Genomic DNA, 26,388 nt, shown 5'->3' with positions numbered 1-26,388 from the left:
GCGCCGGGGGCGGTTGCTACGAACGGCTGCTACGAACCGCTTCGATACACGGCGACGCCTTGCGGCTCGACCTGCGCGGCGCCGACCACGAACGCGGACGGCGGCACTGCATCGATCGTGTGCGGCGTGCTGCCGTAGTTGAATACGTAGGTCAGGCCGCCGCGCCGGCTCACGCGCACGCCGTCGCCGAGCGGCGACGGTGTCAGGCCGGCTTCGGCCGCGACGTCGGCGAACAGGCGCGCGGTGGTCGCGTCGTCGAACAGCGCGGCCCAGTAGTGCAGCGTGCCGTGCGACACGCAGGCCGGATGACCGTCGGCGAAACGCGCGCGCACGACGCTGCGCGCGTCGTCGTCGCGCAGTTCGACGAGGTCGCGCCAGTGACGCGCGTCGCCGGTGAGCGGCGCGCCGTCGCGCAGCGTGCCGTCGATCCGCTCGGTCACGTTCGGTCGCAGCGATTCGACGCGCCACACGCGCACCGGCAGGATCGACGCGAGCGGGCCGGGCGGCAGCGTCGGCGGAATCCGCAGGTCGGCGGTCTTCGAGCCGGTGCGCGGACCGAACACCGCATGCGCGCCGGAGGCGGCGAGCCGTGCCGCGAAGTCGTCCGGCACGACCGGCAGCGGCGGCACGACGACGAGCCGGTAGCCGTCGAGCGGCGCGTGCGCGGACACGATGTCGACGTCGAGGCCGAGCGAACGCAGCGCCGAGTAGTACTCGAACGCGAAGCGCGGGTAGTGGAAATCGGCGCCTTGCGGCTGCACTTCGAACAGCCACTTCGCTTCGTAGTCGAACACCAGCGCGACGGGTGCACGCACCGCGCCGTTCGCGTCGGCATCGGCACCTGCGTCGAGCACGGCGGCGATCTCCTGCGCGACGCGCTGCGCTTCGCGGCCGCCTTCGTCGAGCCGGTCGTCGGGCGTGTGCAGGCCCGCATGCATCTGCTCCTGCGCGAACGGCGCCTGCCGCCAGCGGAAGTACGACACGCAGCCGGCGCCGTGCGCGAACGCTTCCCAGCTCCACAGCCGCACCATGCCCGGCAGCGGCGCGGGGTTCCACTGTGCCCAGTTCACGGGGCCCGGCTGCTGCTCCATCACCCAGAACGGCAGCTTCGACATGCCGCGATAGAGGTCGTGATTGAACGACGCGAAATCCGGATGGCCGGTGCGCAGCCAGCGCGCCTTCACGTCGGGCGCGAACCATTGCTCCTCGAGCGCGCCGAGCGGATAGCTGTCCCAGGTCGCGACGTCGAGGTCGCGCGCCACTTCGTAATGATCGAACTCGGTGAAGAGCTGCATGAAGTTGTGCGCGACGGGGCGGCCCGGCGAATGCGCGCGGATCACGTCGACCTGCATCCGGTGATAGCGTGCGACTTCATCCGACGCGAAGCGCCGGTAGTCGAGGCGGTGCGACGGATGCGCTTCGGTCACGGTGCCGACCGGCGCATCGACTTCGTCGAAATGCCGGTACTCCATGCTCCAGAACACGGTGCCCCACGCACGGTTCAGCGCGTCGATCGTGCCGTAGCGCGCCTGCAGCCATGCACGAAAACGCACGAGCGCGGCGGGCGAGTAGCTGACGACCGTCTGATGGCAGCCGAGTTCGTTGTCGGTCTGCCAGTAGCGCACGGCCGGGTGGCGGCCGTAGCGCTCGGCGACCGCGGTGCAGATGCGGCGCGACGCTTCCAGATAGGTCGGCGACGAGAAGTCGTAGTGGCGGCGCGAGCCGAACTTGCGCGGCCGGCCGTCCGCGCCGATCGCGAGGATGTCGGGGTGACGGTCGACGAGCCATTTCGGCGGTGTCGCGGTCGGCGTGCACATCACGATCTCGAGGCCGGTCGTGCCGAGCACGTCGATCGCGCGGTCGAGCCAGCCCCAGTCGTATTCGCCCGGCGACGGCTCGATGCGGCTCCACGCGAATTCGGCGATCCGCACCTGCGCGATGCCGAGTGCCTTCATCCGGCGGGCGTCGTCGGCCCACATCGATTCCGGCCAGTGTTCCGGGTAGTAACAGACTCCGAGGCGCATGCCCGATCCTTATGCGTAGTGGTGGACGGGAAGGTCGGCGCACGCGGGCACCGCGCGGCCGTCTTCGGTGAAGAGGTGGCAGGCGGCGGCCGGCGCATGCGCGTGCACGCGTTCGCCGCGGCGCAGCGGGGCGTCGCCGGGCACCTTCGCGATCAGCGGCGTGCCGCCGGGCTGGTCGAGGTGCACGTAGGTCTGCTCGCCGAGGCGTTCGACGAGCGCGACGTCGCGCGCGAGCGTCGTCGCGTCGTGCGCGGCGTCGAGCGTCAGGTGTTCGGGGCGGATACCGAGCGTGACGGCCGCGCCGACCGCGAGCGCGGAACCGTCGCGCGGCAGCGTGAAGGTTTCGCCGGACAACACGACGGTGACGATCGTGCGCCGCGCGTCGCAGGCGGTGACGACGGCTGGCAGGAAGTTCATCCGCGGCGAGCCGATGAAGCCGGCGACGAAGCGGCTCGCCGGATGGTGATAGAGGTCGAGCGGCGCGCCGACCTGCGCGATGCTGCCGTGTCGCGCGGTGTCCGCGCCGGCGTGCAGCAGCACGATCTTGTCGGCGAGCGTCATCGCTTCGGTCTGGTCGTGCGTCACGTAGACGACGCTCGCGCGCTCGAACTGCCGGTGCAGTTTCGCGATCTCGATGCGGGTCTGGCCGCGCAGCGCCGCGTCGAGGTTCGACAGCGGCTCGTCGAACAGGAACACGCCGGGCTCGCGCACGATCGCGCGGCCGATCGCGACGCGCTGCCGCTGGCCGCCGGACAGCGCCTTCGGCTTGCGCTCGAGCAGCGTGTCGAGCTGCAGGATCCGCGCGGCGTCGCGCACCTTCCGGTCGATCTCGGCCTTCGGCACGCGCGCGAGCTTCAGCCCGAACGCCATGTTCTCGTAGACCGTCATGTGCGGAAACAGCGCGTAGCTCTGGAACACCATCGCGACGCCGCGCTCGGCGGCCGGCACGTCGTCGACGCGGCGGCCGTCGATCGACAGCTCGCCGTCGCTCAGGTCCTCGAGGCCCGCGATCATCCGCAGCAGGGTCGACTTGCCGCAGCCGGACGGGCCGAGGAACACGCAGAACTCGTGCGCGCCGATCTCCAGATCGACGTCGCGAATGACCGGCGCGTGCTCGCCATAGGCTTTCTGCACGCGTCGCATCGAGATGCTCGCCATTGTCTCCGCTCCATGTTCTAATGCGCTTTCGTCGATGCTTAAGCGCTTAAGCATCGCGATCAAAAAAAGAGCCGATCGCGATCGCGGCCGAGTCGCGCCCGTCGGTCGGGCGGCAGGGTGTGCGGCGATAGTGCGCCGCTTCGGTGAGCGAAGCAAATACTGGATCGACGTCTCATATAGTGGGCAAATCATGGCGACACTGGATGAAGTGGCCCGTCGCGCCGGCGTGACGGCCGCGACGGTCTCGAACGTGCTGCGCAACCGCGGCCGGGTCGGCGAAGCCACCCGCGCGCGGGTGCTCGAAGCGGTGCAGGCGCTCGGCTACCGGCCGCATCTGGCCGCGCGGGCGCTGGCTGAAGGGCGCGCGCCGACGGTCGCGCTGATGGTGTCGAGCATCGCGAACCCGTTCTATCCGGAGTTCGCGCTCGCGGTCGAGCGCGCGGTGCGGCGCAACGGGCAATTCCTGATCGTCTGCAATACGAACGAAGATCCGTTGCAGGGGCGCGCGTATCTCGACCAGATCGCCGGCACGATTTCCGAGGGGATTCTCGTGACCAACGCGAACCTGCACCTGCCGGATCTGGTCGACGTCGCGCGGCGCGGCGTGCCGGTCGTGCTGTGTCTGTGGGAGCGGCCCGATGCGCCGCCCGAAGGCTTGCCGTGCGTCGCGGTGGATTTTCGCGAGGCGGGGCGGATTGCGACGCGGCATCTGGTCGAGCTCGGGCACAAGTCCATTGGTGTGATCGTCGGCGGCTCGGCGAGCGGTGTGCAGGCGGCGCGCTACGACGGCTTCGTCGATGTGATGCGCGAAGCGGGGCTCGACGCGTCGATCGTCGCGGCCGAGCCCGATTCGATCGAAGGCGGCGTGCGTGCGGCCGGGCGGCTGCTCGACGCTCATCCCGGGCTGACCGCGCTGGTCGCGACCAACGACCTGCCCGCGATCGGCGCGCTGCATGCGGCCGCCGATCGCGGCCGGCGTGTGCCCGACGATCTGTCGATCGTCGGCATCACCGATATTCATCTGGCGAGCGATACGCGTCCTACGTTGACGACCGTCGCGATTCCGACCGCCGAGGCCGCGGGGCTCGCGGTCGAACTGCTCAACGCGTTGCGCGAGGCGGGCGGTCAGGTCGACGATGCATCGCGCGTGCGGACGGCGTCGGTGCCGCGGCTGGTGGTGCGAGGGACGACGGGGGCGGTGCGCGATGGCTTAGCGGGAGAAGGCGGCCACGCGGGGCGCGTCGCGTAGTGTCATGCTTGCCGAAGCCGAAGCCGAAGCCGAAGCCGAAGCCGAAGCCGAAGCCGAAGCCGAAGCCGAAGCCGAAGCCGAAGCCGACGGGCTAAGCCTGAGTAGAGGCCGGCCGCGGGCCGGTAGATGGAATCACACGAGTGGCTCGATCACGCCCCAAGGCGCAGATCGTCCTCGACGAGCCGCATCACGATGCGTCGGGCCGAATCGAGGTGCGCGACCGTCATCGCGCGGGCGCCACGTGCATTGCGTTCGCGGCACGCTTGCAGGATTTCCTCATGCTCGACCTGGAATGACGGCGTATCCGCGAGCAACGTCGCCTGCAGTCGCTCGTAGCGCTCGACCTGGCTGCGCAGCTCCGCGATCGCTTTCAACTGCCGCTCGTTGCCGCAGCATGAATACAGCAGCGCATGGAATTCGCGGTTCAGCTCGCCTTGCCGGCGCGGCACGTTCGATTCGCCGAGCAGCCTGTGCACGAGTTCGGCGCGCGCGAGTGTTTCGTCATCGAGCCGCTTCACGCTGCGGTAGATCGCGTCGCCTTCGAGCAGCGCGCGCATGTCGTAGATCTCCTGCACGTCGGATGCGCTCAGCATCCGCACGACCGCGCCGCGATTCCTGAAGATATCCAGCAATCCTTCGCGTTCGAGGCGCTGGATCGCCTCGCGCATCGGAATCCGGCTGATGCCGAAGCGTTCGGCGAGGTCGCGCTCGACGAGCCGCTCGCCTGCCTGCAACTCGCCGTTGATGATCATCTCCCGCAACGATGCAGCCACCGCGTCCGCCGTCGAATCGAGTCTGGCTTCCATGTTCCCGTGCTCCTCATTTTGGAATAATGGTATACCAAATGACATTCCGGTGCCACAATGACGGCCTCACGTTCCGATATCGAAGGAGAGCGAGATGGCGCATGGCGAACACAAGTACCGCGTGGCAGTGGAGTGGACCGGCAACCGGGGAACCGGCACTTCGGGGTATCGCGAATACGGCCGCGATTACGTGATCCGCGCGGGTTCGAAGCCGGACATTCCGGGCTCGTCGGACGCGGCGTTCCGCGGCGACGCGGCGCGCTGGAATCCGGAAGACTTGCTGCTCGCGTCGGCCTCGGCGTGTCACAAGCTCTGGTATCTGCATCTGTGTTCCGATGCGGGCATCCGCGTGCTGGCGTATGTGGATGACGCGGAAGGGACGATGCTCGACAGCCCCGGGCCGGGGCGCTTCACCGAAATCGTGCTGCATCCGCGCGTGACGATCCAGGCGGGCGACGATCGTGCGCTCGCCGAGCGGCTGCATCATGACGCGCATGCGAAGTGCTATGTGGCGAACTCCGTGAACTTCCCGATCCGGTGCGAGCCGGTGATCGAGGTCGCGGAAGCGTGATGCATGCCGTGAAACGGGCGGGGTTCGCTGCGTACCGGGCGTAACCGAAACGCGGGACGCGAGCGCACGCGTGTCTTTCGACAGGCGAGCAGGCTCGACGAAACCGGGCCGCGTCGCGTTACAACACGACCCCGTACACCTCCCGCGCCGCCGCCCGAATCGCATCGGCCATCACCTCGACAGCCGGCGAAGGCAGCCGGTCCGTGCGTGTGATGATCCCGAAATCGTCCATCCGGCAATCCATCTCCAGCGGCAGCACCGTGACGATCCCGTGGCGCGCGTAGTACAGCGCGACGTCCTCCGCGAGCACCGCGATCATGTCGCTCTGCTCGATCAGCTGCGTGATGAACAGCAGCGCCGCCGTCTCGACCACGTTCGCGGGCGGCGCCAGGCTCGCGCGCTGGAACACGAGTTCGAAACGATGACGCAGCACGCTGCCGGCCGGCGGCATGACCCACGCGGCGCGCTGCACGTCGGCGAGCGACAGCGGCGCCTGCGCGAGCAGCGGATGGCCCGGCCGCACGACCGCGGCGACCGGCTCGCCGGTCAGCGGCTCGTAGCGCAGGTGCAGCTTGTCGTGTTCGGCGGACAGCCGGCCGAGCACGATGTCGAGCTTGTCCTGCGCGAGGTGTTCGAGCAGCGCGTTGCTCGTGTCGATCGTCACCGACACGCGCACGTTCGCATGCGTTCCCTTGACGGCCGCGACGGCCGGCGGCACGAGCCGCAGCCCCGGCGACGTGATCGCGCCCACCGCCACGTGCCCGAGATGGCCGGCCTTCAGCGCGGCCAGCTCCTCGCGCGCCTGGTCGAGGCTGCCGAGCGCCGCGCGCGCGTGGCGGATCAGCGCGTCGCCGTACAGCGTCGGCCGCATCCCGCGCGGCAGCCGCTCGAACAACACCGCGCCGATCGATTCCTCGAGCTCGCGCAGCAGCTTCGACGCGGCCGGCTGCGTCATGCTCAGCGCGGCCGCCGCGCGGTGGATGCTGCCTTCGTCGGCGAGCGCGACGACCAGCAGGAGCTGGCGCGTCTTCAGGCGGCTGCGGTTTCCCCACGGGCTGGCTTCGGGCATCGTACGGGTTTATATCGATATCGGAATCGATATCTTAATCGCCTAAAACGTCATTAGCCAGTTATCAAAATTCTGCCTAGACTGCGCCGGTATCCCGTCACCACAGGACTGACGATGTCGGCAACGAAACCCAGGCTGCGCTCCACCCAATGGTTCGGCACCAACGACAAGAACGGCTTCATGTACCGGAGCTGGATGAAGAACCAGGGCATCCCCGATCACGAGTTCGACGGCCGGCCGATCATCGGCATCTGCAACACGTGGTCCGAACTGACGCCGTGCAACGCGCACTTCCGCAAGCTCGCGGAGCACGTGAAGCGCGGGATCTCCGAGGCGGGCGGGTTCCCGGTCGAGTTCCCGGTGTTCTCGAACGGCGAATCGAACCTGCGGCCGTCGGCGATGCTCACGCGCAACCTGGCGTCGATGGACGTCGAGGAAGCGATCCGCGGCAACCCGATCGACGCGGTCGTGCTGCTCGCCGGTTGCGACAAGACGACCCCCGCGCTGCTGATGGGCGCGGCGAGCTGCGACGTGCCGGCGATCGTCGTGTCGGGCGGGCCGATGCTGAACGGCAAGCTCGAAGGCAAGAACATCGGCTCGGGCACGGCCGTGTGGCAGCTGCATGAAGCGCTGAAGGCAGGCGAGATCGACCTGCACCACTTCCTGTCTGCCGAGGCCGGCATGTCGCGCTCGGCCGGCACCTGCAACACGATGGGCACCGCGTCGACGATGGCGTGCATGGCCGAGGCGCTCGGCGTCGCGCTGCCGCACAACGCAGCGATTCCGGCGGTCGATTCGCGCCGCTATGTGCTCGCGCACATGTCGGGCATCCGCATCGTCGAGATGGCGCTCGAAGGGCTCGTGCTGTCGAAGGTCCTGACGCGTGCCGCATTCGAGAACGCGATCCGCGCGAACGCGGCGATCGGCGGCTCGACCAACGCGGTGATCCACCTGAAGGCGATCGCGGGCCGCATCGGCGTGCCGCTCGAACTCGAGGACTGGATGCGCATCGGCCGCGACACGCCGACGATCGTCGACCTGATGCCGTCGGGGCGCTTCCTGATGGAGGAGTTCTATTACGCGGGCGGGCTGCCGGCCGTGCTGCGCCGGCTCGGCGAAGGCGGGCTGCTGCCGCACCCGGACGCGCTGACGGTCAACGGCAAGTCGCTGTGGGACAACGTGCGCGAAGCGCCGAACTACGACGACGAGGTGATCCGCCCGCTCGACCGGCCGCTGATCGCCGACGGCGGAATCTGCATCCTGCGCGGCAATCTCGCGCCGCGCGGCGCGGTGCTGAAGCCGTCGGCGGCGAGCCCCGAGCTGCTGAAGCATCGCGGCCGCGCGGTGGTGTTCGAGAATCTCGATCACTACAAGGCGACGATCAACGACGAAGCGCTCGACGTCGACGCGAGCTCGGTGCTGGTGCTGAAGAACTGCGGGCCGCGCGGTTATCCGGGGATGGCCGAGGTCGGCAACATGGGGCTACCGCCGAAGCTGCTGCGCCAGGGCGTGAAGGACATGGTGCGGATCTCGGATGCGCGGATGAGCGGCACCGCGTACGGCACGGTCGTGCTGCACGTCGCGCCGGAAGCGGCCGCGGGTGGCCCGCTGGCCGCCGTGCGCAACGGCGACTGGATCGAGCTCGACTGCGAGGCCGGCACGCTGCATCTGGACATTTCGGATGACGAACTGCAGCGGCGCCTGTCGGACGTCGATCCGACAGCGGCGCCGGGCGTGGCCGGGCAGCTCGGCAAGGGCGGCTATGCGCGGCTGTATATCGATCACGTGCTGCAGGCGGACGAGGGGTGCGACCTCGACTTCCTGGTCGGCACGCGCGGCGCGGACGTGCCGAGCCATTCGCATTGAGCGGCGCATAGCCGTGCAGGGACGCGGACCGCGGCGGGGCCTGAGGGAAACGAGTGACGCGCCGGCCGTGGTCGAGCGCGAAGCATGGGGGGCACGCACGCACTAAAGCGCTAATGCGGGCCGACCGCAAAGCATGGGGCGTACGCAAGCGCTAAAGCGCCAACGTAGGCCGACCGCAAAGCATGGGGCGTACGTAAGCGCTAAAGCGCCAACGTACGCCGACCGCGCAGCATGGGGCCCCCGTAAGCGCTAAAGCGCTAACGGTGGCCGACCGCGAAGCATGGGGCGTACGTAAGCGCTAAAGCGCCAACGTACGCCGACAGGAGACAAGATGACGACGCAGTACCCCCCCGCGCACGCCGTGGCGGACCGGTCCGATTCGCCGGCAGCCGTCGACGAACGGCAACTGACCCGCCTGCTCACGCGCAAGCTCGTGCCGTTCCTCGCGCTGATTTACGTGGTCGCCTACGTCGACCGTACCGTCGTCGGCTTCGCGAAGCTGCACATGAACGCGGCGATCGGCCTCGGCGATGCCGCATACGGACTCGGCGCCGGACTGTTCTTCATCGGCTACTTCCTGTGCGAGGTGCCGAGCAACCTCGCGGTCGGACGCTTCGGCGCGCGCGTCTGGTTCGCACGCATCCTCGCGACGTGGGGCGTGATCACGATGGCGATGGCGCTGGTACAGGGGCCGGCCAGCTTCTACGTGCTGCGCTTCCTGCTCGGCGCGGCGGAAGCCGGTCTCTATCCCGGCATCCTGTACTTCCTCACGCAATGGTTCCCGATGCGCGACCGTGCCCGCGTGATCGGCCTGCTCGTCCTTGCGCAGCCGCTTGCCGGCATCGTGACGGGCCCGCTCGCCGGTTGGCTGCTGTCGACGCACGGGCTGTTCGGCCTGTCGGACTGGCAGACGCTGTTCGTCGTCAGCGGCCTCCCGGCCGTGCTGCTCGCGTGGCCCACGCTGCGGCTGCTGCCCGAATCGCCCGCGCATGCGCGCTGGCTGAACGACGACGAGCGCCGCTGGATCGCGCGGCAGCTCGCCGCCGATCGCGACACGTATCGCCCCGATTCGCACGGCAATCCGCTCGCCGCATTGCGCGACCGCCGCGTACTGCTGCTCGCCGCGCTGTTCCTGCCGTTTCCGCTGTGCATCTACGGGCTGTCGCTGTGGCTGCCGACGATCATCCACGCGTTCGGCACCGGCGATGCGGCGACGGGGATGCTGTCCGCGGTGCCGTACCTGTTCGCGGTGGTCGGCCTGCTCGTCGTGCCGCGTCATTCGGATCGCAAGCGCGAGCGTTACTGGCACATCGTCGTCGTGTCGGCGGCCGCCGCCGTGACGATGGGCGCGAGCGCGTGGGTGCGCGAACCGGCGCTGCAGTTCCTGTTCATCTGCCTGACCGCGTTCTCGCTGTATTCGATCCAGGCCGTCGTATGGGCGCTGCCCGGCGAATTCCTCGCCGGCACGAGCGCGGCGGTCGGCATCGCCGCGATCAATTCGCTCGCGAATCTCGGCGGCTACCTGGGGCCGTACGGCATCGGCCTGATCAAGGCGTCGACCGGCAGCCTCGCGGCCGGCCTGTACTTCCTCGCGGCGACGTTGCTGTTCGCGGTGCTGATGACGTTCGTGGTGCGCGCCGCGCTGCGCGCGCCCGAGCCGGCCGCGGGCACATTCGCCGGCGAATCCTGAACCCCGTGTTTTCCGGCTGAACGCCGCTTCGACCGACGCAGGACCGAACCATGACATCGAGCAGCACGCCGCGCTATCGCGGCATCTTCCCCGTCGTCCCGACGACGTTTTCCGAGACCGGCGAGCTCGACCTCGCAAGCCAGAAGCGCGCGGTCGACTTCATGATCGACGCGGGCTCGGACGGGCTGTGCATCCTCGCGAACTTCTCCGAGCAGTTCGCGGTCACCGACGACGAACGCGACGTGCTCACGCGCACGATCCTCGAACACGTCGCCGGCCGCGTGCCGGTGATCGTCACGACGTCGCACTACGGCACGCAGGTGTGCGCGGCGCGCAGCCTGCGCGCGCAGCAACTCGGCGCGGCGATGGTGATGGCGATGCCGCCGTATCACGGCGCGACGTTCCGCGTGCCCGAAGCGCAGATCTTCGAGTTCTTCGCGCGCGTGTCGGACGCGATCGACATCCCGATCATGATCCAGGATGCGCCCGCGAGCGGCACCGCGCTGTCCGCGCCGTTCCTCGCGCGCATGGCGCGCGAGATCGAGCAGGTCGCGTACTTCAAGATCGAGACGCCGGGTGCGGCGAACAAGCTGCGCGAGCTGATCCGGCTCGGCGGCGACGCGATCGAAGGGCCGTGGGACGGCGAGGAGGCGATCACGCTGCTCGCCGACCTGCATGCCGGCGCGACCGGTGCGATGACCGGCGGCGGCTTTCCGGACGGCATCCGGCCGATCCTCGAAGCATTCCGCGAAGGGCGGCACGACGAGGCGTTCGCGCGCTATCAGACGTGGCTGCCGCTGATCAATCACGAGAACCGCCAGTCCGGGATCCTCACCGCGAAGGCGCTGATGCGCGCCGGCGGTGTGATCGCGTGCGAGCGGCCACGGCACCCGATGCCGGAACTGCACCCGGACACGCGCGCGGAGCTGCTCGCGATCGCGCGCCGGCTCGATCCGCTCGTGCTGCGCTGGGCGCACTGAGCAAGTGGCGAAGGAGAAACGCAGATGAGCGACGTGATTTCACTGGGCGTGATCGGGATCGGCAAGATCGCGCGCGACCAGCATTTGCCGGCGATCGCCGCCGAACCGGGTTTCGTGCTGACCGCGTGCGCGAGCCGTCATGCGGAAGTCGACGGCGTGCGCAACTACCAGGACCTGGGCGCGCTGCTGGCCGCCGAGCCCGAGCTCGACGCCGTGTCGCTGTGCGCGCCGCCGCAGGTGCGCTACGCGCAGGCACGTGCCGCGCTCGAGGCCGGCAAGCACGTGATGCTCGAGAAGCCGCCGGGCGCGACGCTCGGCGAAGTGGCCGCGCTGGACGCGCTCGCGCGCGAACGCGGCCTCACGCTGTTCGCGACCTGGCATTCGCGCTGCGCGAGCGCGGTGGAACCGGCGCGCGCGTGGCTCGCGACGCGCACGATCCGCGCGGTGCAGGTGCGCTGGAAGGAGGACGTGCGGCGCTGGCATCCGGGCCAGCAGTGGATCTGGGAGCCCGGCGGCCTCGGCGTGTTCGATCCCGGCATCAACGCGCTGTCGATCGTCACGCGGATCCTGCCGCGCGAGCTCGTGCTGCGCGAGGCGACGCTCTACGTGCCGAGCGACGCGCAGATGCCGATCGCGGCCGACCTCGAGTGCGCCGATACGCACGGCGTGCCCGTGCGCGCGGAATTCGACTGGCGGCACGGCCCCGTCGAGCAATGGGAGATCGCGGTCGACACGTCGGACGGCGTGCTCGCGATCAGCCGCGGCGGCGCGCAATTGTCGATTGCGGGCGAGCCGGTCGAGATCGGGCCGCAGCGCGAGTACCCCGCGCTGTATGCGCAGTTCCGCGCGCTGATCGCGCGCGGCGAAAGCGACGTCGACGTGCGGCCGTTGCGGCTCGTCGCCGACGCATTCCTGTTCGGCCGGCGCGTCGGGACCGACGCGTTCGGCCGCTGACACCGTGCCGCCGCGAGCGCGACCGCGCACGACGAAACGCGCACGACGCAAGTTGAAGACCCAAGCCAACAGACAAGGAGACACCGCATGAACCGCACGACCCACACGATCCGCCGCCACACGCTGCGCGCGCTGCTGGCCGCGCTTTGCCTCGCGCCGCTCGGGATGCAGGGCGCCGCGCACGCCGACGCGCCGCTGAAGATCGGCTTCCTGGTGAAGATGCCCGAGCAGGCATGGTTCATCAACGAGCAGAACGCGGCGTCCGCGCTCGGCCAGAAGGAGAACTTCTCGGTCGTGAAGATCGGCACGCCGGACGGCGAGAAGGTGCTCGCCGCGATCGACAATCTCGGCTCGCAAGGCGCGCAGGGCTTCGTGATCTGCGCACCCGACGTGCGCCTCGGGCCGGCGATCGCGTCGCGCGCGAAGCGCTACAACATGAAGTTCGTGACGGTCGACGACCAGCTCGTCGACTCGACCGGCAAGCCGCTGCCGAACGTGCCGCACCTCGGGATGTCGGCGACCAAGATCGGCAACCAGGTCGGCCAGGCGATCGCCGACGAGATGAAGCGGCGCGGCTGGAAGCCGGAGGAAGTCGGCGCGCTGCGCGTCACCAACTACGAGCTGCCGACCGCGAAGCTGCGCACCGACGGCGCGACGCAGGCGCTGCTCGCGAACGGCTTCCGCAAGGAAAACATCTTCGACGCGCCGCAGAAGACGACCGACGACGAAGGCGGCTTCAGCGCGGCGGCGCCCGTGCTCGCGCGCCATCCGAACATCAAGAAGTGGGTGGTCTACGCGCTGAACGAGGAAACCGTGCTCGGCGCGGTACGCGCGACCGAACAGCTGCACATCCCGGCCGCGGACGTGATCGGCGTCGGCATCAATGGCGCGGGCGAGGCGTTCGCCGAGTTCCAGAAGAAGGAGCCGACCGGCTTCTACGGAACGATCGCGGTCAGCTCGACGAATCACGGCAAGGACAGCACGCAGAACCTCGTCGACTGGATCCGCAACGGCAAGACGCCGCCGGCCGACACGCAGACGAGCGGCAAGCTGATGACGCGCGCGAACTGGCAGGCCGTGCGCGCCGAGCTCGGCATCTGAACGTGCGGGGCGACGACGCGATGACGATGCAGATGATGACGGCCAGTTCGCGCCACGACGACGTGGCCACGCCCGGCACCGCGCCGCCGCCGGCCGGCGGCGCGCTGCTCGCGCTCGACGGCATTACGGTGACGTTCCCGGGCGTGCGCGCGCTCGACGGCGTGTCGCTGTCGGTGCGCGCCGGCGAGGTGCACGGGCTGATGGGCGAGAACGGCGCGGGCAAGTCGACGCTGCTGAAGGTGCTGTCCGGCGTAAATCAGCCGCAGGCCGGCACGCTGACGCTGAACGGCGCGGTGCAGCGCTTCGCGTCGACGCGCGCCGCGCTCGAGGCCGGCATCGCGATCATCTACCAGGAGCTGCATCTGGTACCCGAGCTGACGGTCGCCGAGAACCTGATGCTCGGCCAGCTGCCGAGCCGGCTCGGCGTGGTCGACGAGCGCGCGCTTGCCGTGCGCGCGCTCGATGCGCTGGAGCGGCTCGGCGAGCACATCGACCCGGACATCCCGGTGAAGTATTTGTCGATCGGCCAGCGCCAGATGATCGAGATCGGCAAGGCGCTGATGCGCGACGCACGCGTGATCGCGTTCGACGAGCCGACGAGTTCGCTGTCCGCGCGCGAGACGACGCAGCTGTTCCGCATCATCCGTTCGCTGCGCGCCGAGGGCCGCGCGATCATCTACGTCACGCACCGGATGGAGGAAGTCGACGCGCTGTGCGATCGCGTGACGGTGTTCCGCGACGGCCGCCGGATCGAGACGTTCGAATCGGTCGCCGACCTTGATCGCGACCGGCTGATCGGCTGCATGGTCGGTCGCTCGATCGAGGACGTGTACGGCTACCGGCCGCGCACGGCCGGCGACGTGCTGATCGAGGCGAAGGGGCTCGTCGGGCCCGGCCTGTCCGAGCCGGTGTCGTTCGCCGCGCGGCGCGGCGAGATCGTCGGCTTCTTCGGGCTCGTCGGCGCGGGCCGCTCGGAGCTGATGAAGCTGCTGTACGGCGCGGCACGGCCCACGGGCGGGCATGTCGAGCTGGGCGGCAAGCGCGTGGCGTTCGCGAGCCCGCGGCACGCGGTGCGCGCCGGCATCGCGCTGTGCCCCGAGGACCGCAAGCAGGAAGGCATCGTCGCGATCGCGTCGGTGGCCGACAACCTGAACATCAGCGCGCGCCGACATTTCAGCCCGGCGCGCGTGCTGCTCGACGCGCGGCGCGAACGCGAGCTGGCGCAGCAATACATCGAGCGGCTCGCGATCAAGACCCGCGACGGCGAGACGCCGATCGGCGCGCTGTCGGGCGGCAACCAGCAGAAGGTCGTGCTCGCGCGCTGGCTGGCCGAGCGCATCGACGTGTTCCTGATGGACGAGCCGACGCGCGGCATCGACGTCGGCGCGCGCGCGGAAATCTACAACCTGTTCTACGAACTCGCGGAAGCGGGCCGCACGGTGATCATCGTGTCGAGCGATCTGGCCGAGGTGATCGGCGTGGCGGACCGCGTCATCGTGATGAAGGAAGGACGGATCGCGGGCGAGGTCGCGAAGGCGCAGGCGACACCCGACGCGCTGATCAAGCTCGCGCTGCCGCGCTAGCGGCCTGCAGTCAACCGGAAAGCAAACGTTATGAGCCAGGCAATGCAACCCCAACGCACTTCCCCGTCCCCCGATGCCGCAGCCGCGCCCGCGCGGGCGCGCGGCGGCGTGTGGCAACTGATCAACCGCTCCGGCATCGTGATGGTGTTTCTCGTGCTGTTCGCGACGCTGTCGCTGACCGTGCCGGACTTCCTCACGCCGCGCAACATCCAGGGCCTGCTCCTGTCGGTCACGCTGATCGGCTCGATCGCGGTGACGATGATGTTCGTGCTCGCGCTCGGCGAAGTCGACCTGTCGGTCGCGTCGATCGTCGCGTTCTCGGGCGTCGTCGCGTCGACGCTGATCACCGCGACGCACAGCGTCGTGCTCGGCATCGCCGCCGGCGTGCTCGCGGGCGGTGCGGTCGGGCTCGTGAACGGCGTGCTGATCGCGCGCTGGCGGATCAACTCTCTGATCGTCACGCTCGCGATGATGGAAGTCGTGCGCGGGCTCGCGTTCATCACGTCGAACGGCGACGCGGTGATGATCTCCGAGGAGCGCTTCTTCGATCTCGGCGGCGGCTCGTTCCTCGGCATCTCGTATCCGATCTGGAGCAACATCGTCGGCTTCGTCGTGTTCGGCTTCCTGTTGCGCAAGACCGTGTTCGGCAAGAACGTGCTGGCGGTCGGCGGCAACGGCGAGGCCGCGCTGCTCGCGGGGCTGCCGGTGATGCGCATCAAGATCGCGGTGTTCGTGCTGCAGGGCCTCGTGACCGGCTTCGCCGGCGTGATGCTCGCGTCGCGGATGAGCCTCGGCGACCCGAAGACGTCGGTCGGTCTCGAACTCGGCGTGATCTCCGCGTGCGTGCTCGGCGGCGTGTCGCTGACGGGCGGCGTCGCGACGATCTCCGGCGTGCTGGTCGGCGTGCTGATCATGGGCTCCGTGCAGGACGCGATGAGCCTCCTGAACGTGCCGACCTTTTACCAATATCTGATACGCGGCGGAATTCTGTTGCTCGCGGTGCTGTTCGACCAGTATCGTCGCAACCAGCGGCGCGCGATGAAGATCTGACCCTGACGAACGCGCGGCCGCCTGCGAATGCGAAAGACATCGGGAGACGGCATGCAACAGACTCATCCGGGCACGGCGGCGGCGCTGCTGGTCGACAGCCGCAACACGCTCGGCGAAGGCGCGACGTGGTGCGACGCGACGCACGCGCTGTACTGGACGGACATCGAAGGCGCGCGGCTGTGGCGCTGCCGCGCGGACGGCTCGGACCTCGCACAGTGGCCGATGCCCGAACGGCTCGCGTGCTTCGCGCTCACGCATGATCCCGACGTGCTGCTGGTCGGGCTTGCGACGCATCTCGCGTTCTTCGATCTGCGCAGCGGCGAATTCACGCGGATCGTCGACGTCGAATCCGACCTGCCGACGCGGCTGAACGACGGCCGCTGCGATCCGTTCGGCGCGTTCGTGTTCGGGATGAAGGACGAAGGCGGCGATCCGCCGCGCGCGGTCGGCGGCTTCTACCGGCTCAATCCGGACCTCACGCTCGAACGGCTTGCATTGCCGGCGGCCGCGATCGCGAACAGCATCGCGTTCTCGCCGGACGGCGCGAAGATGCATTTCTGCGATTCGATGGTGCGCGAGATTCTCGTCTGCGATTACCGCGCGGGCGGCGACGTGGCCAACGTGCGGCCGTTCGCGCGACTGACCGATGCAGACGGCGACCCGGACGGCTCGACGATGGATCGCGACGGCGGGCTGTGGAACGCGCAGTGGGGCGGCCGGCGGGTGGTGCGTTATGGGCCCGATGGCGTCGAGACGGATCGCGTGGCCGTGCCGACCGCGCAGCCCAGCTGCGTCGCAATCGACGGTGAAGGCCGCTTGTACGTGACGAGCGCGCGTGTCGGGTTGAGCGACGACGCGCTGGCGAGCGATGCCGATGCCGGCGGCGTGTTCGTCGCCCGGACGCGCTACGCGGGGTTGCCGACCGCGCGATTCGCGGGCAAGCCCGCGAACTGAGCGCGCCGGTGCGGGCGGCAGCGCGGTCGGTCGCGCCGCCGCGCGCTGCCGGCGCCGTCACGGCCGGACGGGTCACGACTGCTGCGCGGCCTGCAGCCCCAGCAACGCGACTGCGTTGTCTTTCAGAATCAGCGAATGCACGTCGGGCCGGAACCCGGCACCCTGAAAATCCTCGAGCCAGCGGTCCGGCCGGATCAGCGGAAAATCGGACGCGAACAGCACCTTGTGCCTGAGCAGCGTGCTCGCGTATTTCACCAGCTCCGGCGAGAAGTACTTCGGCGACCATCCCGACAGGTCGATGTAGACGTTCGGCTTGTGCAGCGCGATCGACAGCGCCTGCTCCTGCCACGGCCATGAAGGGTGCGCGATCACGATCTTCATGTCCGGGAAGTCGGCCGCGACGTCGTCGAGGTGAATCGGTTCGGAATACTTCAGACGCAGCCCGCCGCCGCCGCGCATCCCCGATCCCATCCCCGAATGCCCGCTGTGGAATACGGCCGGCAACCCGTATTCCGCGATCACCTCGTAGATCGGATATGCGAGCCTGTCGTTCGGGAAGCATCCCTGCATCGTCGGGTGGAACTTGAAGCCCTTCACGCCATGCTCGTCGATCAGGCGGCGCGCCTCGCGCGCGCCGAAGCGGCCCTTGTGCGGGTCGATGCTCGCGAACGCGATCATCACGTCGGCGTTGTCCTGCGCGAATTGCGCGATTTCCTCGTTCGGAATGCGCCGCCGGCCGATGTTCGTCTCGCAGTCGACGGTGAACATCACGAAGCCGATCCGGCGCTCGCGGTAATACGCGATCGTCTCCGGAATGGTCGGCCGACGGCCCTGCTTCAGCACGGTGCCGAAGTACTTGTCGGCCGCGTCGTCGAATGCCTTCGCGAACAGGTCCGGCGGCTGGCAGCACGACACTTCGGCGTGCACGTGCGTGTCGATGGCGATCAGGTTGTCGATATCCAAGCGTGTCTCCTCATGTCGTGATTCGTCGGCCGGCACGGCGCGAAATCGGCTGTCCGGGCCCGTTTAGGGGTTTGTCCGGAGCCGCTTCCATTCTACTTTACATATCAGGTTACCTGATAGTAAATTGGTCGCGAGTCGCACAGGGCGGCATCGTCATTGGAGAACGAAAATGGGTTACGAAGGGCGCTGGAAAACGGTGAAGGTCGAGGTCGAGGGCGGGATCGCATGGGTGACGCTGAACCGTCCGGACAAGCGCAACGCGATGAGCCCGACGCTGAACGCGGAGATGATCGACGTGCTGGAGGCGATCGAACTCGATGCCGAGGCGCAGGTGCTCGTGCTGACCGGCGAGGGCGACGCCTGGACGGCCGGGATGGACCTGAAGGAGTATTTCCGCGAAGTCGACGCGGGCCCGGAAATCCTGCAGGAAAAGATTCGCCGCGACGCGAGCCGCTGGCAGTGGCAATTGCTGCGCATGTATGCGAAGCCGACGATCGCGATGGTCAACGGCTGGTGCTTCGGCGGCGGCTTCTCGCCGCTCGTCGCGTGCGACCTCGCGATCGCGGCCGACGAAGCTGTGTTCGGCCTGTCGGAAATCAACTGGGGCATCCCGCCGGGCAACCTCGTCAGCAAGGCGATGGCCGACACCGTGGGACATCGCCAGGCGCTCTACTACATCATGACCGGCGACACCTTCACCGGCCCGCAGGCCGCGCAGATGGGGCTCGTCAACAAGAGCGTGCCGCGCGCGCAGCTGCGCGACGAGGTGCGCGCGCTGGCCGCGAAGCTGCTCGACAAGAACCCGGTCGTGATCCGTAACGCGAAGCACGGCTTCAAGCGTTGCCGCGAACTGACCTGGGAGCAGAACGAGGACTACCTGTACGCGAAGCTCGACCAGGCGAACTACCGCGATCCGGAAGGCGGGCGCGAGCAGGGCCTCAAGCAGTTCCTCGACGACAAGAGCATCAAGCCGGGCCTGCAGGCGTACAAGCGCTGACGCGCGCCGCCGCACGCAACCGGATCCGAGTGGAGACACGGAAATGCACGAAGTGAGTTTGTTGATCGACGGCGTGTCGCGCGGCGCGTCGGACGGCGGGACCTTCGACCGGATCGATCCGGCGACGGGACAGGTGGCGTCGCGCGCCGCCGCGGCGACGCTTGCCGACGCGGACGCAGCGGTCGCGGCAGCGGCGCGCGCATTCCCCGCGTGGGCCGCGCTCGCGCCGACCGAGCGCCGTCGGCGGCTGCTCGCGGCGGCCGACCGGATGGACGCGCGCGCGGGCGAATTCATCGAAACCGGCCGCGCGGAAACCGGTGCGATGGCGAACTGGTACGGCTTCAACGTGATGCTCGCGGCGAACATGCTGCGCGAGGCGGCCGCGATGACCACGCAGATCGACGGCGCGGTGATCCCGTCGGACGTGCCCGGCAGCCTCGCGATGGCCGTGCGCCAGCCGTGCGGTGTCGTGCTCGGGATCGCGCCGTGGAATGCGCCGGTGATTCTCGCGACCCGTGCGCTCGCGATGCCGCTCGCATGCGGCAACACGGTGGTGCTGAAGGCGTCCGAGGGTTGCCCGGGCGTGCACCGGCTGATCGGCAGCGTGCTGCACGACGCAGGGCTCGGCGACGGCGTGGTCAACGTGATCACGCATGCGCCGCAGAATGCGCCGGCGATCGTCGAGCGGCTGATCGCGAACCCGGCGGTGCGCCGCGTGAACTTCACCGGTTCGACACGCGTCGGCCGCATCGTCGCGACGCTCGCCGCGCAGCACCTGAAGCCGGCGCTGCTTGAACTCGGCGGCAAGGCGCCGGTGCTCGTGCTCGACGACGCCGATCTCGACGCGGCGGTCGAGGCAGTCGCATTCGGCGCGTTCTTCAACCAGGGGCAAATCTGCATGTCGACCGAGCGCGTGATCGTCGATCGCAAGGTCGCCGATGCGTTCGTCGAACGGCTCGTCGCGAAGGCACGCACGCTGAAGGCCGGCAACCCGGCCGCGCCGGGTGCCGTGCTGGGCACGCTCGAAAGCGCGGCCGCCGCGCAGCGGATCGCGGCGATGGTGGACGACGCGCGCGAGCACGGCGCCGCGCTGCCGCTCGGCTGTGAAGTCAGCGGCGCGGTGATGCAGCCGACGATCGTCGACGGTGTCACGCGCGACATGCAGCTGTATGCGGACGAATCGTTCGGGCCGGTGGTGACCGTGCAGCGCGTCGACGGCGACGCCGCCGCGCTCGCGGCCGCGAACGACAGCGAGTACGGGCTGTCGGCGGCGGTGTTCAGCCGCGATATCGCGCGCGCGATGCAGGTCGCGAAGCAGATCGAATCGGGCATCTGCCACATCAACGGGCCGACGGTGCACGACGAGGCGCAGATGCCGTTCGGCGGCGTGAAGGCAAGCGGCTACGGCCGGTTCGGCAGCAAGGCGTCGATCGCCGAGTTTACCGACCTGCGCTGGATCACGGTCCAGACCACGCCGCGTCACTACCCGATCTGAGCAGTCCCGGGCGCCGCGGCGCCCCAGTTAAGACAACGACACAATGAAGTCTCCGCCCGGCGCGCGCACGCGCGCGGGGCGGAACCGACCGGAGACAGAACTTGGATGCGGATCCGACCCAACTGCGCGACGCGGCTGCCGCACAGCGCGTTCCCGCCGGCTATCGCCCCGTGGCGATCGGCACGGCGCCGCCGGAGATCGTGCAACGTGACGGCTGCTGGACCTTGCGCGCGACGACCCCGCTCGGCGCGTACCCGCACCGGCTGACCGACCGGCTCGCGAGCGGCGCGCGCGCGCATCCGGACCGCTGGCTGGTCGCGCGGCGCGGGCCCGACGGTACGTGGATCGGCATCACGTATGCGCAGATGCTCGAGCGCGCCCGCGCGATCGGCCAGGCGCTGCTCGATCGCGGGCTGTCGGCCGAGCGGCCCGTCGCGATCCTGTCGGGCAACGACCTCGAACATCTGCAGCTCGCGTTCGGCGCGATGTGGGCCGGCATTCCGCATGCGCCGCTGTCGCCCGCGTATTCGCTCGTGTCGAGCGATTACGGCAAGCTGCGCCACGCGCTCGCCCTGCTCACGCCGGGGCTGGTCTTCGCGTCGGACGGCGCGGCGTTTCGTGCCGCGCTCGACGCGTCGGTGCCGCCTGATGTCGAGCGCGTGGTCGTGTCGGCACCCGACGGGATGGACGGCGTCACGCGTTTCTCGTCGCTGCTCGACACGACACCGGGCAGCGTCGATGCCGCGCACGATGCGATCACCGGCGACACGATTGCGAAATTCCTGTTCACGTCGGGATCGACACGGCTGCCCAAGGCGGTGCCGACCACGCACCGGATGCTGTGCAGCAACCAGCAGATGCTGCTCGAGACGTTTCCGCAGTTCGGTCTGGAGCCGCCGGTGCTGGTCGACTGGCTGCCGTGGAATCACACGTTCGGCGGCAGCCATAACGTCGGCATCGCGCTGTACAACGGCGGCACGCTGTACATCGACGACGGCAAGCCGGTCGCCGGCAAGTTCGGCGAGACGCTGCGCAACCTGCGCGAGATCGCGCCCACCGTGTATTTCAACGTGCCGAAGGGCTGGGAAGAGCTGACCGCGGCGCTCGAAACGGATGCCGCGCTGCGCGAAACCTTCTTCTCGCGCGTGAGGATGTATTTCTTCGCGGGCGCCGGACTGTCGCAGGCCGCGTGGGACCGGCTCGAGCGCGTGACGCTCGCGCACTGCGGCGAGCGCATCCGGATCATGGCGGGCCTCGGGATGACCGAGGCCGCGCCATCGTGCATGTTCACCACCGGGCCGGTGTCGGGGGCCGGCTACATCGGCCTGCCCGCGCCCGGCTGCGACGCGAAGCTGGTGCCGGTCGACGGCAAGCTCGAGGCGCGCTTTCGCGGGCCGAACGTGATGGCCGGTTATTGGCGCGCGAGCGGCGACGACGCGCGCGAGGTATTCGACGAGGAGGGCTACTACCGCAGCGGCGATGCAGTGCGTTTCGTCGATCCCGCGCGGCCGGAGATCGGCTTGATGTTCGACGGGCGCATCGCGGAGGATTTCAAGCTATCGTCCGGCACCTTCGTGAGCGTCGGGCCCATGCGCGCGCGGATCGTATCGAACGGCGCGCCGTACGTGCAGGACGCGGTCGTCACGGGGATGAACCGCGACGACGTCGGCGTGATGATCTTCCCGCGCGTCGACGATTGCCGTCGCCTGGCCGGCGTGGCACCGGATGCCGACGTGCGCACCGTCCTGGAGGCGCCCGCGGTGCGGGCGTTCTTCGCGGACCTGCTCGAGCGCCTGAACCGCGATGCGACCGGCAGCGCGACGTTCGTCACGCGGCTGTGCGTGCTCGATACGCCGCCTTCGCTCGATCTCGGCGAAGTCACCGACAAGGGCTCGATCAACCAGCGCGCGGTGCTCATGCACCGTGCGGCAGTGGTCGACGCGATGTACGAACCGGGCGCGGCCGACACGGGCGTGATCGTCGCCGGCACGGCGCGCCGGGCATGAGGTGCGCGCGATGAGCAACGCGTATTGCGCGCCATTGCGCGACATGCTGTTCGTGATCGGCGAATGGCTCGATGCGCCGGCGCTGTGGCGCCGCGTGCCCGACTGGGCGGAGCTCGACCTGTCGACTGCCGGGCAAGTGCTCGACGAAGCCGCCCGCTTCGTGGTCGAACGCATCGCGCCGCTCGATTCGACCGGCGATCTCGAGGGCTGCCGGTTCGACGGTGCCGGAGTGACGATGCCGGCGGGCTTTCGCGACGCGTACCGCGACTACGTCGACGCCGGCTGGCCGACGCTGGCGCTCGACGCCGATTGCGGCGGCCAGGGGCTGCCGCATCTGCTCGACGTCGCGCTGCAGGAGATGCTCGCGGGGGCGAACCACGCGTGGCTGATGTCGCCGGGGCTCACGCACGGCGCGGTGGCGTGCCTGCGCGCGCACGGCGGCGAGCGCCTGAAGCGCGACGTGCTGCCGAAGATCGCGAGCGGCGAGTGGCTGACGACGATGTGCATCACCGAGCCACAGGCGGGCAGCGATCTCGGCCTGCTGCGCACGCAGGCAGTGCCGGACCCGGCCGCCGACGGCTACCGAATCAGCGGCAGCAAGCTGTTCATCACCGGCGGCGAGCACGACCTGACCGACAATATCGTGCACCTCGTGCTCGCGCGGCTGCCCGATGCGCCGGCGGGAACGAAGGGGCTGTCGCTGTTCGTCGTGCCGAAGTGGCTCGACGCGCCGGGCGGCCGTGTGCGCAACGGCGTCTGGTGCGACGGCATCGAGAAGAAGATGGGGCTGAAGGCAAGCCCGACCTGCACGATGCGTTTCGACGCGGCCGCGGGCTGGCTCGTCGGCGAGCCGCATCGCGGGCTCGCATCGATGTTCGTGATGATGAACGCGGCGCGCCTGCAGGTCGCCATGCAGGGTGTCGGGCATGCGCAGAGCGCGTGGCAGGCCGCGTCGGCCTATGCGCGCGAACGCGTGCAGGGCAGGGCGGCGCCGATCGCGCAACATGCCGCGATCCGCCGCATCCTGCTCGATGCGCAGGCGATCGTCGAAGGCGAGCGCGCGATCGGCTACTGGATCGCGCACTGGCTCGACGTCGCCGCGCACGATCCGCAGCCGCCGGCACGGCTCGCGGCGTCGCGGCTGGCATCGTTGCTCACTCCGATTGCCAAGGCGTTCTTCACCGCGAACGGCTTCGCGGCCGCGTCGAACGCGCTGCAGGTATTCGGCGGCTACGGCTACGTTCACGAATACGGGATCGAACAGACGGTGCGCGATTGCCGCGTGTCGATGCTGTACGAAGGGACCAACGAGATCCAGGCGATCGATCTGCTGGTGCGCAAGGTGCTGGGGGATCGCGGCGAGGCGCTGCATGCGCTGCTCGAGTTGATTCGCGCGGAAGCCGCGCAGAGCGTCCAGGCGGCGGACGAGCGGGCGAGGGACGCCGGGGCGCGCGTCGCCACGCTGTGCGCGGAGCTCGAGCGCGTGACGGCCGGCGTGATCCGCGCGAGCGAGCACGATCCGGATCTGCCCTACCGGGTCGCGGACGACTATCTCGCGCTGGTCGGCTGGCTGCTGCTCGCGTTCGCGTGGGCGCGCACGCTGCGCATCGTCGGCGATGCGCCGGGAGACGATTCGTTCCGTGCGGGCAAGCGCGCGGTCGGCACCTACTTCTTCGACTATCCGCTCGCGGCATTCGCACACCGGCTCGCGCTGGTGGACGCGGGCTGCCGCGCGGCGTTGCCGGCTGCCGCGGCATAAGGTTCGTCCGAGCCGGGCGTGGACGGCCCGGGGCGGCTCGCGGCCGGCACGAGCCGCCGTGCGGGCCGATATACGGACCGCGTGAGGTAAGATGGCCCGCGATCCTCCTTCCGACACGTTCATGAGCTCGACACCCGTCAAACCGGCCGGCACGAAACGCACGGCCCGCGCCAGCGAAGCCAGGCCGCGCATGCGTTCGCAGCAGCGGCTTACCTACCTGATCGGCAATCTCGACCGGCTGCTGCGCCGCCAGATGAGCGATGCGCTCGCGCCGCTCGGTGTGACGCTCGCGCAGTACACGGCGCTGTCGGTGCTCGAGGCGCGCGGCGCGCTGTCCAATGCGCAACTCGCGGTGCGCTCGTTCATCACGCCGCAATCCGCGAACGAAGTGATGGTTGCGATGGCCGCCCGCGGCTTCGTGACGCGCGAGGCCGATCCCAGCCATGGCCGCGTGATCCTGCTGCGTCTGACCGACGAGGGCTCGGCAATCCTGCGCGAATGCGAGCAGGTGCTGCGGCCGCTCGAACGCCGGATGCTCGGCGACGACGTGAGCGCCGACGACGTCGCGCAGGTTCACCGCACGCTCGAACTGTTCGTGCGCAACCTGCGCGACTGAGCACGCCGCCGCGTCTTTCGTTCCGGTTCCGCCGGCCGCGCCGGGCCACGCCGCAGCGTGGCCCGGGTTGCGAACGGGTTGCGGGTTAACACCGCGCTCGCGACACTTGAAATATCAGGTTACCTGTTATTAAATCATCCCGTCCCTCGACGGGATTTTCTTTCGGGTTCTTAATCAGGTTACCTGATAAATTGACGAGACCCGATCACGATAAAGCAAGGACACCGCGCATGCGTTCCGCGTATGCCGCGCGAGTCACGGTTAGGAGACGACATGGACACTTCCGTTGCCGCAAGGCCGGCCGTCGCGACGACGCTCGGCCTGTGTTTCGCGATCGCATTGCTCGAGGGGCTCGACCTGCAGTCGGTCGGCGTCGCGGCACCGCGCATGGCCCACGAATTCGGGCTCTCGGTTTCACAGATGGGGCTCGCGTTCAGCGCGGGCACGTTCGGCCTGCTGCCGGGCGCGATGCTCGGCGGCTGGCTGGCCGACCGGGTTGGCCGCAAGCACGTGCTGATCGCGTCGGTCTGCCTGTTCGGGCTGCTGTCGATCGCGACCGCGCAGGTGTCGAGCTTCGCGATGCTGGTCGCCGTTCGTGCGCTGACCGGCCTCGGCCTTGGCGGCGCGATGCCGAACCTCATTGCATTGTCGTCGGAAGCGGTCGACGCACGCTCGCGCAGCAGCGCGGTGGCCGTGATGTACTGCGGGATTCCGTTCGGCGGCGTGATCGCGTCGCTGATCGGCGTGCTGCTCGCGGGCGACACCGAATGGCGGCACATTTTCTATGTCGGGGGTGTCGGCCCGCTGCTGCTCGCGCCGCTGCTGCTCGCACTGCTGCCCGAATCGCGTGCGTTCCTCGACGTCAGCGCATCGGGCGCGGCGCGCCCCAGCGTCGGACAGACGCTGTTCGGCGGCTCGCGCACCGGCACGACACTGGCGTTGTGGCTCAGCTACTTCTGCACGCTGATCGTGCTGTATTTCCTGCTGAACTGGCTGCCGTCGCTGATGGCCGCGAAGGGGCTCGCTCGCAGCCAGGCCGGTATCGTGCAGATCTTCTTCAACATCGGCAGCGGCCTCGGCGTGCTCGGCATCGGCATGTCGATGGACCGCTTGCGTCCATCGCGCGTGGTCGGTGGCATGTACGCGGGGATCGTGCTGTCGCTTGCCGCGCTGGCGATCGCACCTGGACTCCTGTGGCTGTCCGCCGCCGCGTTCGCGGCCGGGATGTTCGTCGTCGGCGGCCAGTCGGTGCTGTATGCGCTGGCCGCGATCTATTACCCGACCGCGATGCGCGGCACCGGCGTCGGCTCCGCCGTTGCCGTCGGCCGCCTCGGCTCGGTGGTCGGGCCGCTCGCCGCCGCCGAACTGCTCGCAATGGGCCGCAGCGCGTCGGTCGTGATCGGCGCGAGCATTCCCGTCACGCTCGTCGCCGCCGTCGCTGCGCTGGTGCTGATCCGGCGCCCGCAGGCGCACGACTGATTTCTTCCCATTTCAACC

Annotated in this window: 21 protein-coding genes; 16 read left to right on the top strand and 5 right to left on the bottom strand. The window is 69.1% G+C overall.

Annotation, left to right across the window (positions count from 1 at the left end):
- Positions 1-29 precede the first annotated feature (29 nt).
- The gene (locus DIE16_RS07585; protein ID WP_124520155.1) at positions 30-2,024 is read right to left on the bottom strand and encodes a beta-galactosidase; all 1,995 of its coding nucleotides are present in this window, start codon (positions 2,022-2,024) and stop codon (positions 30-32) included.
- 9 nt (positions 2,025-2,033) lie between these two features.
- On the bottom strand, positions 2,034-3,182 hold the full coding sequence (locus tag DIE16_RS07580) for an ABC transporter ATP-binding protein (RefSeq protein ID WP_124520153.1): 1,149 nt from the start codon (positions 3,180-3,182) through the stop codon (positions 2,034-2,036).
- 190 nt (positions 3,183-3,372) lie between these two features.
- On the opposite strand from DIE16_RS07580, the gene DIE16_RS07575 reads away from it, so the two are divergent.
- Entirely contained in the window at positions 3,373-4,431 is a 1,059-nt protein-coding gene (locus tag DIE16_RS07575) for a LacI family DNA-binding transcriptional regulator (RefSeq protein WP_124485995.1), read from the top strand.
- A 149-nt stretch (positions 4,432-4,580) separates the two neighbouring features.
- Here the strand turns inward: DIE16_RS07575 and DIE16_RS07570 are convergent, their stop codons facing one another.
- Entirely contained in the window at positions 4,581-5,237 is a 657-nt protein-coding gene (locus DIE16_RS07570) for a GntR family transcriptional regulator (protein WP_124485996.1), read from the bottom strand.
- A gap of 94 nt (positions 5,238-5,331) precedes the next feature.
- On the opposite strand from DIE16_RS07570, the gene DIE16_RS07565 reads away from it, so the two are divergent.
- Entirely contained in the window at positions 5,332-5,808 is a 477-nt protein-coding gene (locus tag DIE16_RS07565; protein ID WP_124520151.1) for an OsmC family protein, read from the top strand.
- A gap of 118 nt (positions 5,809-5,926) precedes the next feature.
- On the opposite strand, the gene DIE16_RS07560 is transcribed toward DIE16_RS07565, so the two are convergent.
- A complete protein-coding gene (locus DIE16_RS07560; RefSeq protein WP_124485998.1) occupies positions 5,927-6,877 on the bottom strand; it encodes a LysR substrate-binding domain-containing protein in 951 nt (316 codons plus the stop codon).
- A 114-nt stretch (positions 6,878-6,991) separates the two neighbouring features.
- Between DIE16_RS07560 and DIE16_RS07555 the strand changes: the two genes are divergently transcribed.
- The 8 genes from DIE16_RS07555 (at position 6,992) to DIE16_RS07520 (ending at position 17,055) form a co-directional block, all read left to right on the top strand.
- Positions 6,992-8,743 (top strand): IlvD/Edd family dehydratase, encoded by a 1,752-nt coding sequence (locus tag DIE16_RS07555; RefSeq protein ID WP_124485999.1) that lies wholly within the window; start codon positions 6,992-6,994, stop codon positions 8,741-8,743.
- A 331-nt stretch (positions 8,744-9,074) separates the two neighbouring features.
- Positions 9,075-10,433: an MFS transporter gene (locus DIE16_RS07550; protein WP_124892092.1), complete on the top strand. Its 1,359-nt coding sequence runs from the start codon at positions 9,075-9,077 to the stop codon at positions 10,431-10,433.
- 50 nt (positions 10,434-10,483) lie between these two features.
- Positions 10,484-11,413 (top strand): dihydrodipicolinate synthase family protein, encoded by a 930-nt coding sequence (locus DIE16_RS07545; RefSeq protein ID WP_124486001.1) that lies wholly within the window; start codon positions 10,484-10,486, stop codon positions 11,411-11,413.
- 24 nt (positions 11,414-11,437) lie between these two features.
- Entirely contained in the window at positions 11,438-12,367 is a 930-nt protein-coding gene (locus tag DIE16_RS07540; protein ID WP_124520146.1) for a Gfo/Idh/MocA family protein, read from the top strand.
- A gap of 87 nt (positions 12,368-12,454) precedes the next feature.
- Positions 12,455-13,468, top strand: a complete 1,014-nt coding sequence (locus DIE16_RS07535) for an arabinose ABC transporter substrate-binding protein (protein WP_124486002.1) — start codon at positions 12,455-12,457, stop codon at positions 13,466-13,468.
- A 20-nt stretch (positions 13,469-13,488) separates the two neighbouring features.
- Positions 13,489-15,051 carry an L-arabinose ABC transporter ATP-binding protein AraG gene (araG, locus tag DIE16_RS07530; protein ID WP_124520203.1) on the top strand — a complete coding sequence of 521 codons (1,563 nt, stop codon included), beginning with the start codon at positions 13,489-13,491 and terminating at the stop codon, positions 15,049-15,051.
- Between the two features lie 30 nt (positions 15,052-15,081).
- Complete coding sequence (gene araH, locus DIE16_RS07525; protein WP_044847378.1) at positions 15,082-16,101, top strand: L-arabinose ABC transporter permease AraH; 1,020 nt, start codon at positions 15,082-15,084, stop codon at positions 16,099-16,101.
- Between the two features lie 51 nt (positions 16,102-16,152).
- Entirely contained in the window at positions 16,153-17,055 is a 903-nt protein-coding gene (locus DIE16_RS07520) for an SMP-30/gluconolactonase/LRE family protein (protein ID WP_124486004.1), read from the top strand.
- Between the two features lie 72 nt (positions 17,056-17,127).
- Here DIE16_RS07520 and DIE16_RS07515 read toward each other — a convergent pair whose 3' ends face one another.
- Positions 17,128-18,018, bottom strand: coding sequence for an amidohydrolase family protein (locus DIE16_RS07515; RefSeq protein WP_124486005.1), 891 nt, complete (start codon positions 18,016-18,018; stop codon positions 17,128-17,130).
- 169 nt (positions 18,019-18,187) lie between these two features.
- On the opposite strand from DIE16_RS07515, the gene DIE16_RS07510 reads away from it, so the two are divergent.
- The 6 genes from DIE16_RS07510 (at position 18,188) to mhpT (ending at position 26,370) form a co-directional block, all read left to right on the top strand.
- On the top strand, positions 18,188-19,015 hold the full coding sequence (locus tag DIE16_RS07510) for a p-hydroxycinnamoyl CoA hydratase/lyase (protein ID WP_021163522.1): 828 nt from the start codon (positions 18,188-18,190) through the stop codon (positions 19,013-19,015).
- A gap of 43 nt (positions 19,016-19,058) precedes the next feature.
- The gene (locus tag DIE16_RS07505) at positions 19,059-20,510 is read left to right on the top strand and encodes an aldehyde dehydrogenase (RefSeq protein WP_124520144.1); all 1,452 of its coding nucleotides are present in this window, start codon (positions 19,059-19,061) and stop codon (positions 20,508-20,510) included.
- A gap of 101 nt (positions 20,511-20,611) precedes the next feature.
- Positions 20,612-22,516, top strand: a complete 1,905-nt coding sequence (locus tag DIE16_RS07500) for a feruloyl-CoA synthase (protein ID WP_124520142.1) — start codon at positions 20,612-20,614, stop codon at positions 22,514-22,516.
- Between the two features lie 10 nt (positions 22,517-22,526).
- Positions 22,527-24,275: an acyl-CoA dehydrogenase gene (locus DIE16_RS07495; protein WP_124520140.1), complete on the top strand. Its 1,749-nt coding sequence runs from the start codon at positions 22,527-22,529 to the stop codon at positions 24,273-24,275.
- A gap of 121 nt (positions 24,276-24,396) precedes the next feature.
- Entirely contained in the window at positions 24,397-24,891 is a 495-nt protein-coding gene (locus DIE16_RS07490) for a MarR family winged helix-turn-helix transcriptional regulator (protein ID WP_027790251.1), read from the top strand.
- 273 nt (positions 24,892-25,164) lie between these two features.
- Positions 25,165-26,370: a 3-(3-hydroxy-phenyl)propionate transporter MhpT gene (gene mhpT, locus DIE16_RS07485; protein WP_124486009.1), complete on the top strand. Its 1,206-nt coding sequence runs from the start codon at positions 25,165-25,167 to the stop codon at positions 26,368-26,370.
- Positions 26,371-26,388 lie beyond the last annotated feature (18 nt).

The organism is Burkholderia sp. Bp9090 (assembly GCF_003857985.1).
Lineage (GTDB): Bacteria > Pseudomonadota > Gammaproteobacteria > Burkholderiales > Burkholderiaceae > Burkholderia.
The sequence above is the reverse complement of the archived record's forward strand: the minus strand, read 5'-3'. Positions and strand labels throughout refer to the sequence as shown.

Bases quoted from the DNA above. Each gene is read 5' to 3' on its own strand.
- DIE16_RS07550 (WP_124892092.1), top strand. From the start codon at position 9,075: ATGACGACGCAGTACCCCCCCGCGCACGCCGTGGCGGACCGGTCCGAT.
- DIE16_RS07490 (WP_027790251.1), top strand. From the start codon at position 24,397: ATGAGCTCGACACCCGTCAAACCGGCCGGCACGAAACGCACGGCCCGC.
- DIE16_RS07510 (WP_021163522.1), top strand. From the start codon at position 18,188: ATGGGTTACGAAGGGCGCTGGAAAACGGTGAAGGTCGAGGTCGAGGGC.
- DIE16_RS07560 (WP_124485998.1), bottom strand. From the start codon at position 6,877: ATGCCCGAAGCCAGCCCGTGGGGAAACCGCAGCCGCCTGAAGACGCGC.
- DIE16_RS07545 (WP_124486001.1), top strand. From the start codon at position 10,484: ATGACATCGAGCAGCACGCCGCGCTATCGCGGCATCTTCCCCGTCGTC.
- araG (WP_124520203.1), top strand. From the start codon at position 13,489: ATGACGATGCAGATGATGACGGCCAGTTCGCGCCACGACGACGTGGCC.
- DIE16_RS07575 (WP_124485995.1), top strand. From the start codon at position 3,373: ATGGCGACACTGGATGAAGTGGCCCGTCGCGCCGGCGTGACGGCCGCG.
- DIE16_RS07495 (WP_124520140.1), top strand. From the start codon at position 22,527: ATGAGCAACGCGTATTGCGCGCCATTGCGCGACATGCTGTTCGTGATC.
- DIE16_RS07555 (WP_124485999.1), top strand. From the start codon at position 6,992: ATGTCGGCAACGAAACCCAGGCTGCGCTCCACCCAATGGTTCGGCACC.
- DIE16_RS07565 (WP_124520151.1), top strand. From the start codon at position 5,332: ATGGCGCATGGCGAACACAAGTACCGCGTGGCAGTGGAGTGGACCGGC.
- DIE16_RS07535 (WP_124486002.1), top strand. From the start codon at position 12,455: ATGAACCGCACGACCCACACGATCCGCCGCCACACGCTGCGCGCGCTG.
- DIE16_RS07585 (WP_124520155.1), bottom strand. From the start codon at position 2,024: ATGCGCCTCGGAGTCTGTTACTACCCGGAACACTGGCCGGAATCGATG.
- DIE16_RS07580 (WP_124520153.1), bottom strand. From the start codon at position 3,182: ATGGCGAGCATCTCGATGCGACGCGTGCAGAAAGCCTATGGCGAGCAC.
- DIE16_RS07540 (WP_124520146.1), top strand. From the start codon at position 11,438: ATGAGCGACGTGATTTCACTGGGCGTGATCGGGATCGGCAAGATCGCG.
- mhpT (WP_124486009.1), top strand. From the start codon at position 25,165: ATGGACACTTCCGTTGCCGCAAGGCCGGCCGTCGCGACGACGCTCGGC.
- araH (WP_044847378.1), top strand. From the start codon at position 15,082: ATGAGCCAGGCAATGCAACCCCAACGCACTTCCCCGTCCCCCGATGCC.
- DIE16_RS07505 (WP_124520144.1), top strand. From the start codon at position 19,059: ATGCACGAAGTGAGTTTGTTGATCGACGGCGTGTCGCGCGGCGCGTCG.
- DIE16_RS07520 (WP_124486004.1), top strand. From the start codon at position 16,153: ATGCAACAGACTCATCCGGGCACGGCGGCGGCGCTGCTGGTCGACAGC.
- DIE16_RS07570 (WP_124485996.1), bottom strand. From the start codon at position 5,237: ATGGAAGCCAGACTCGATTCGACGGCGGACGCGGTGGCTGCATCGTTG.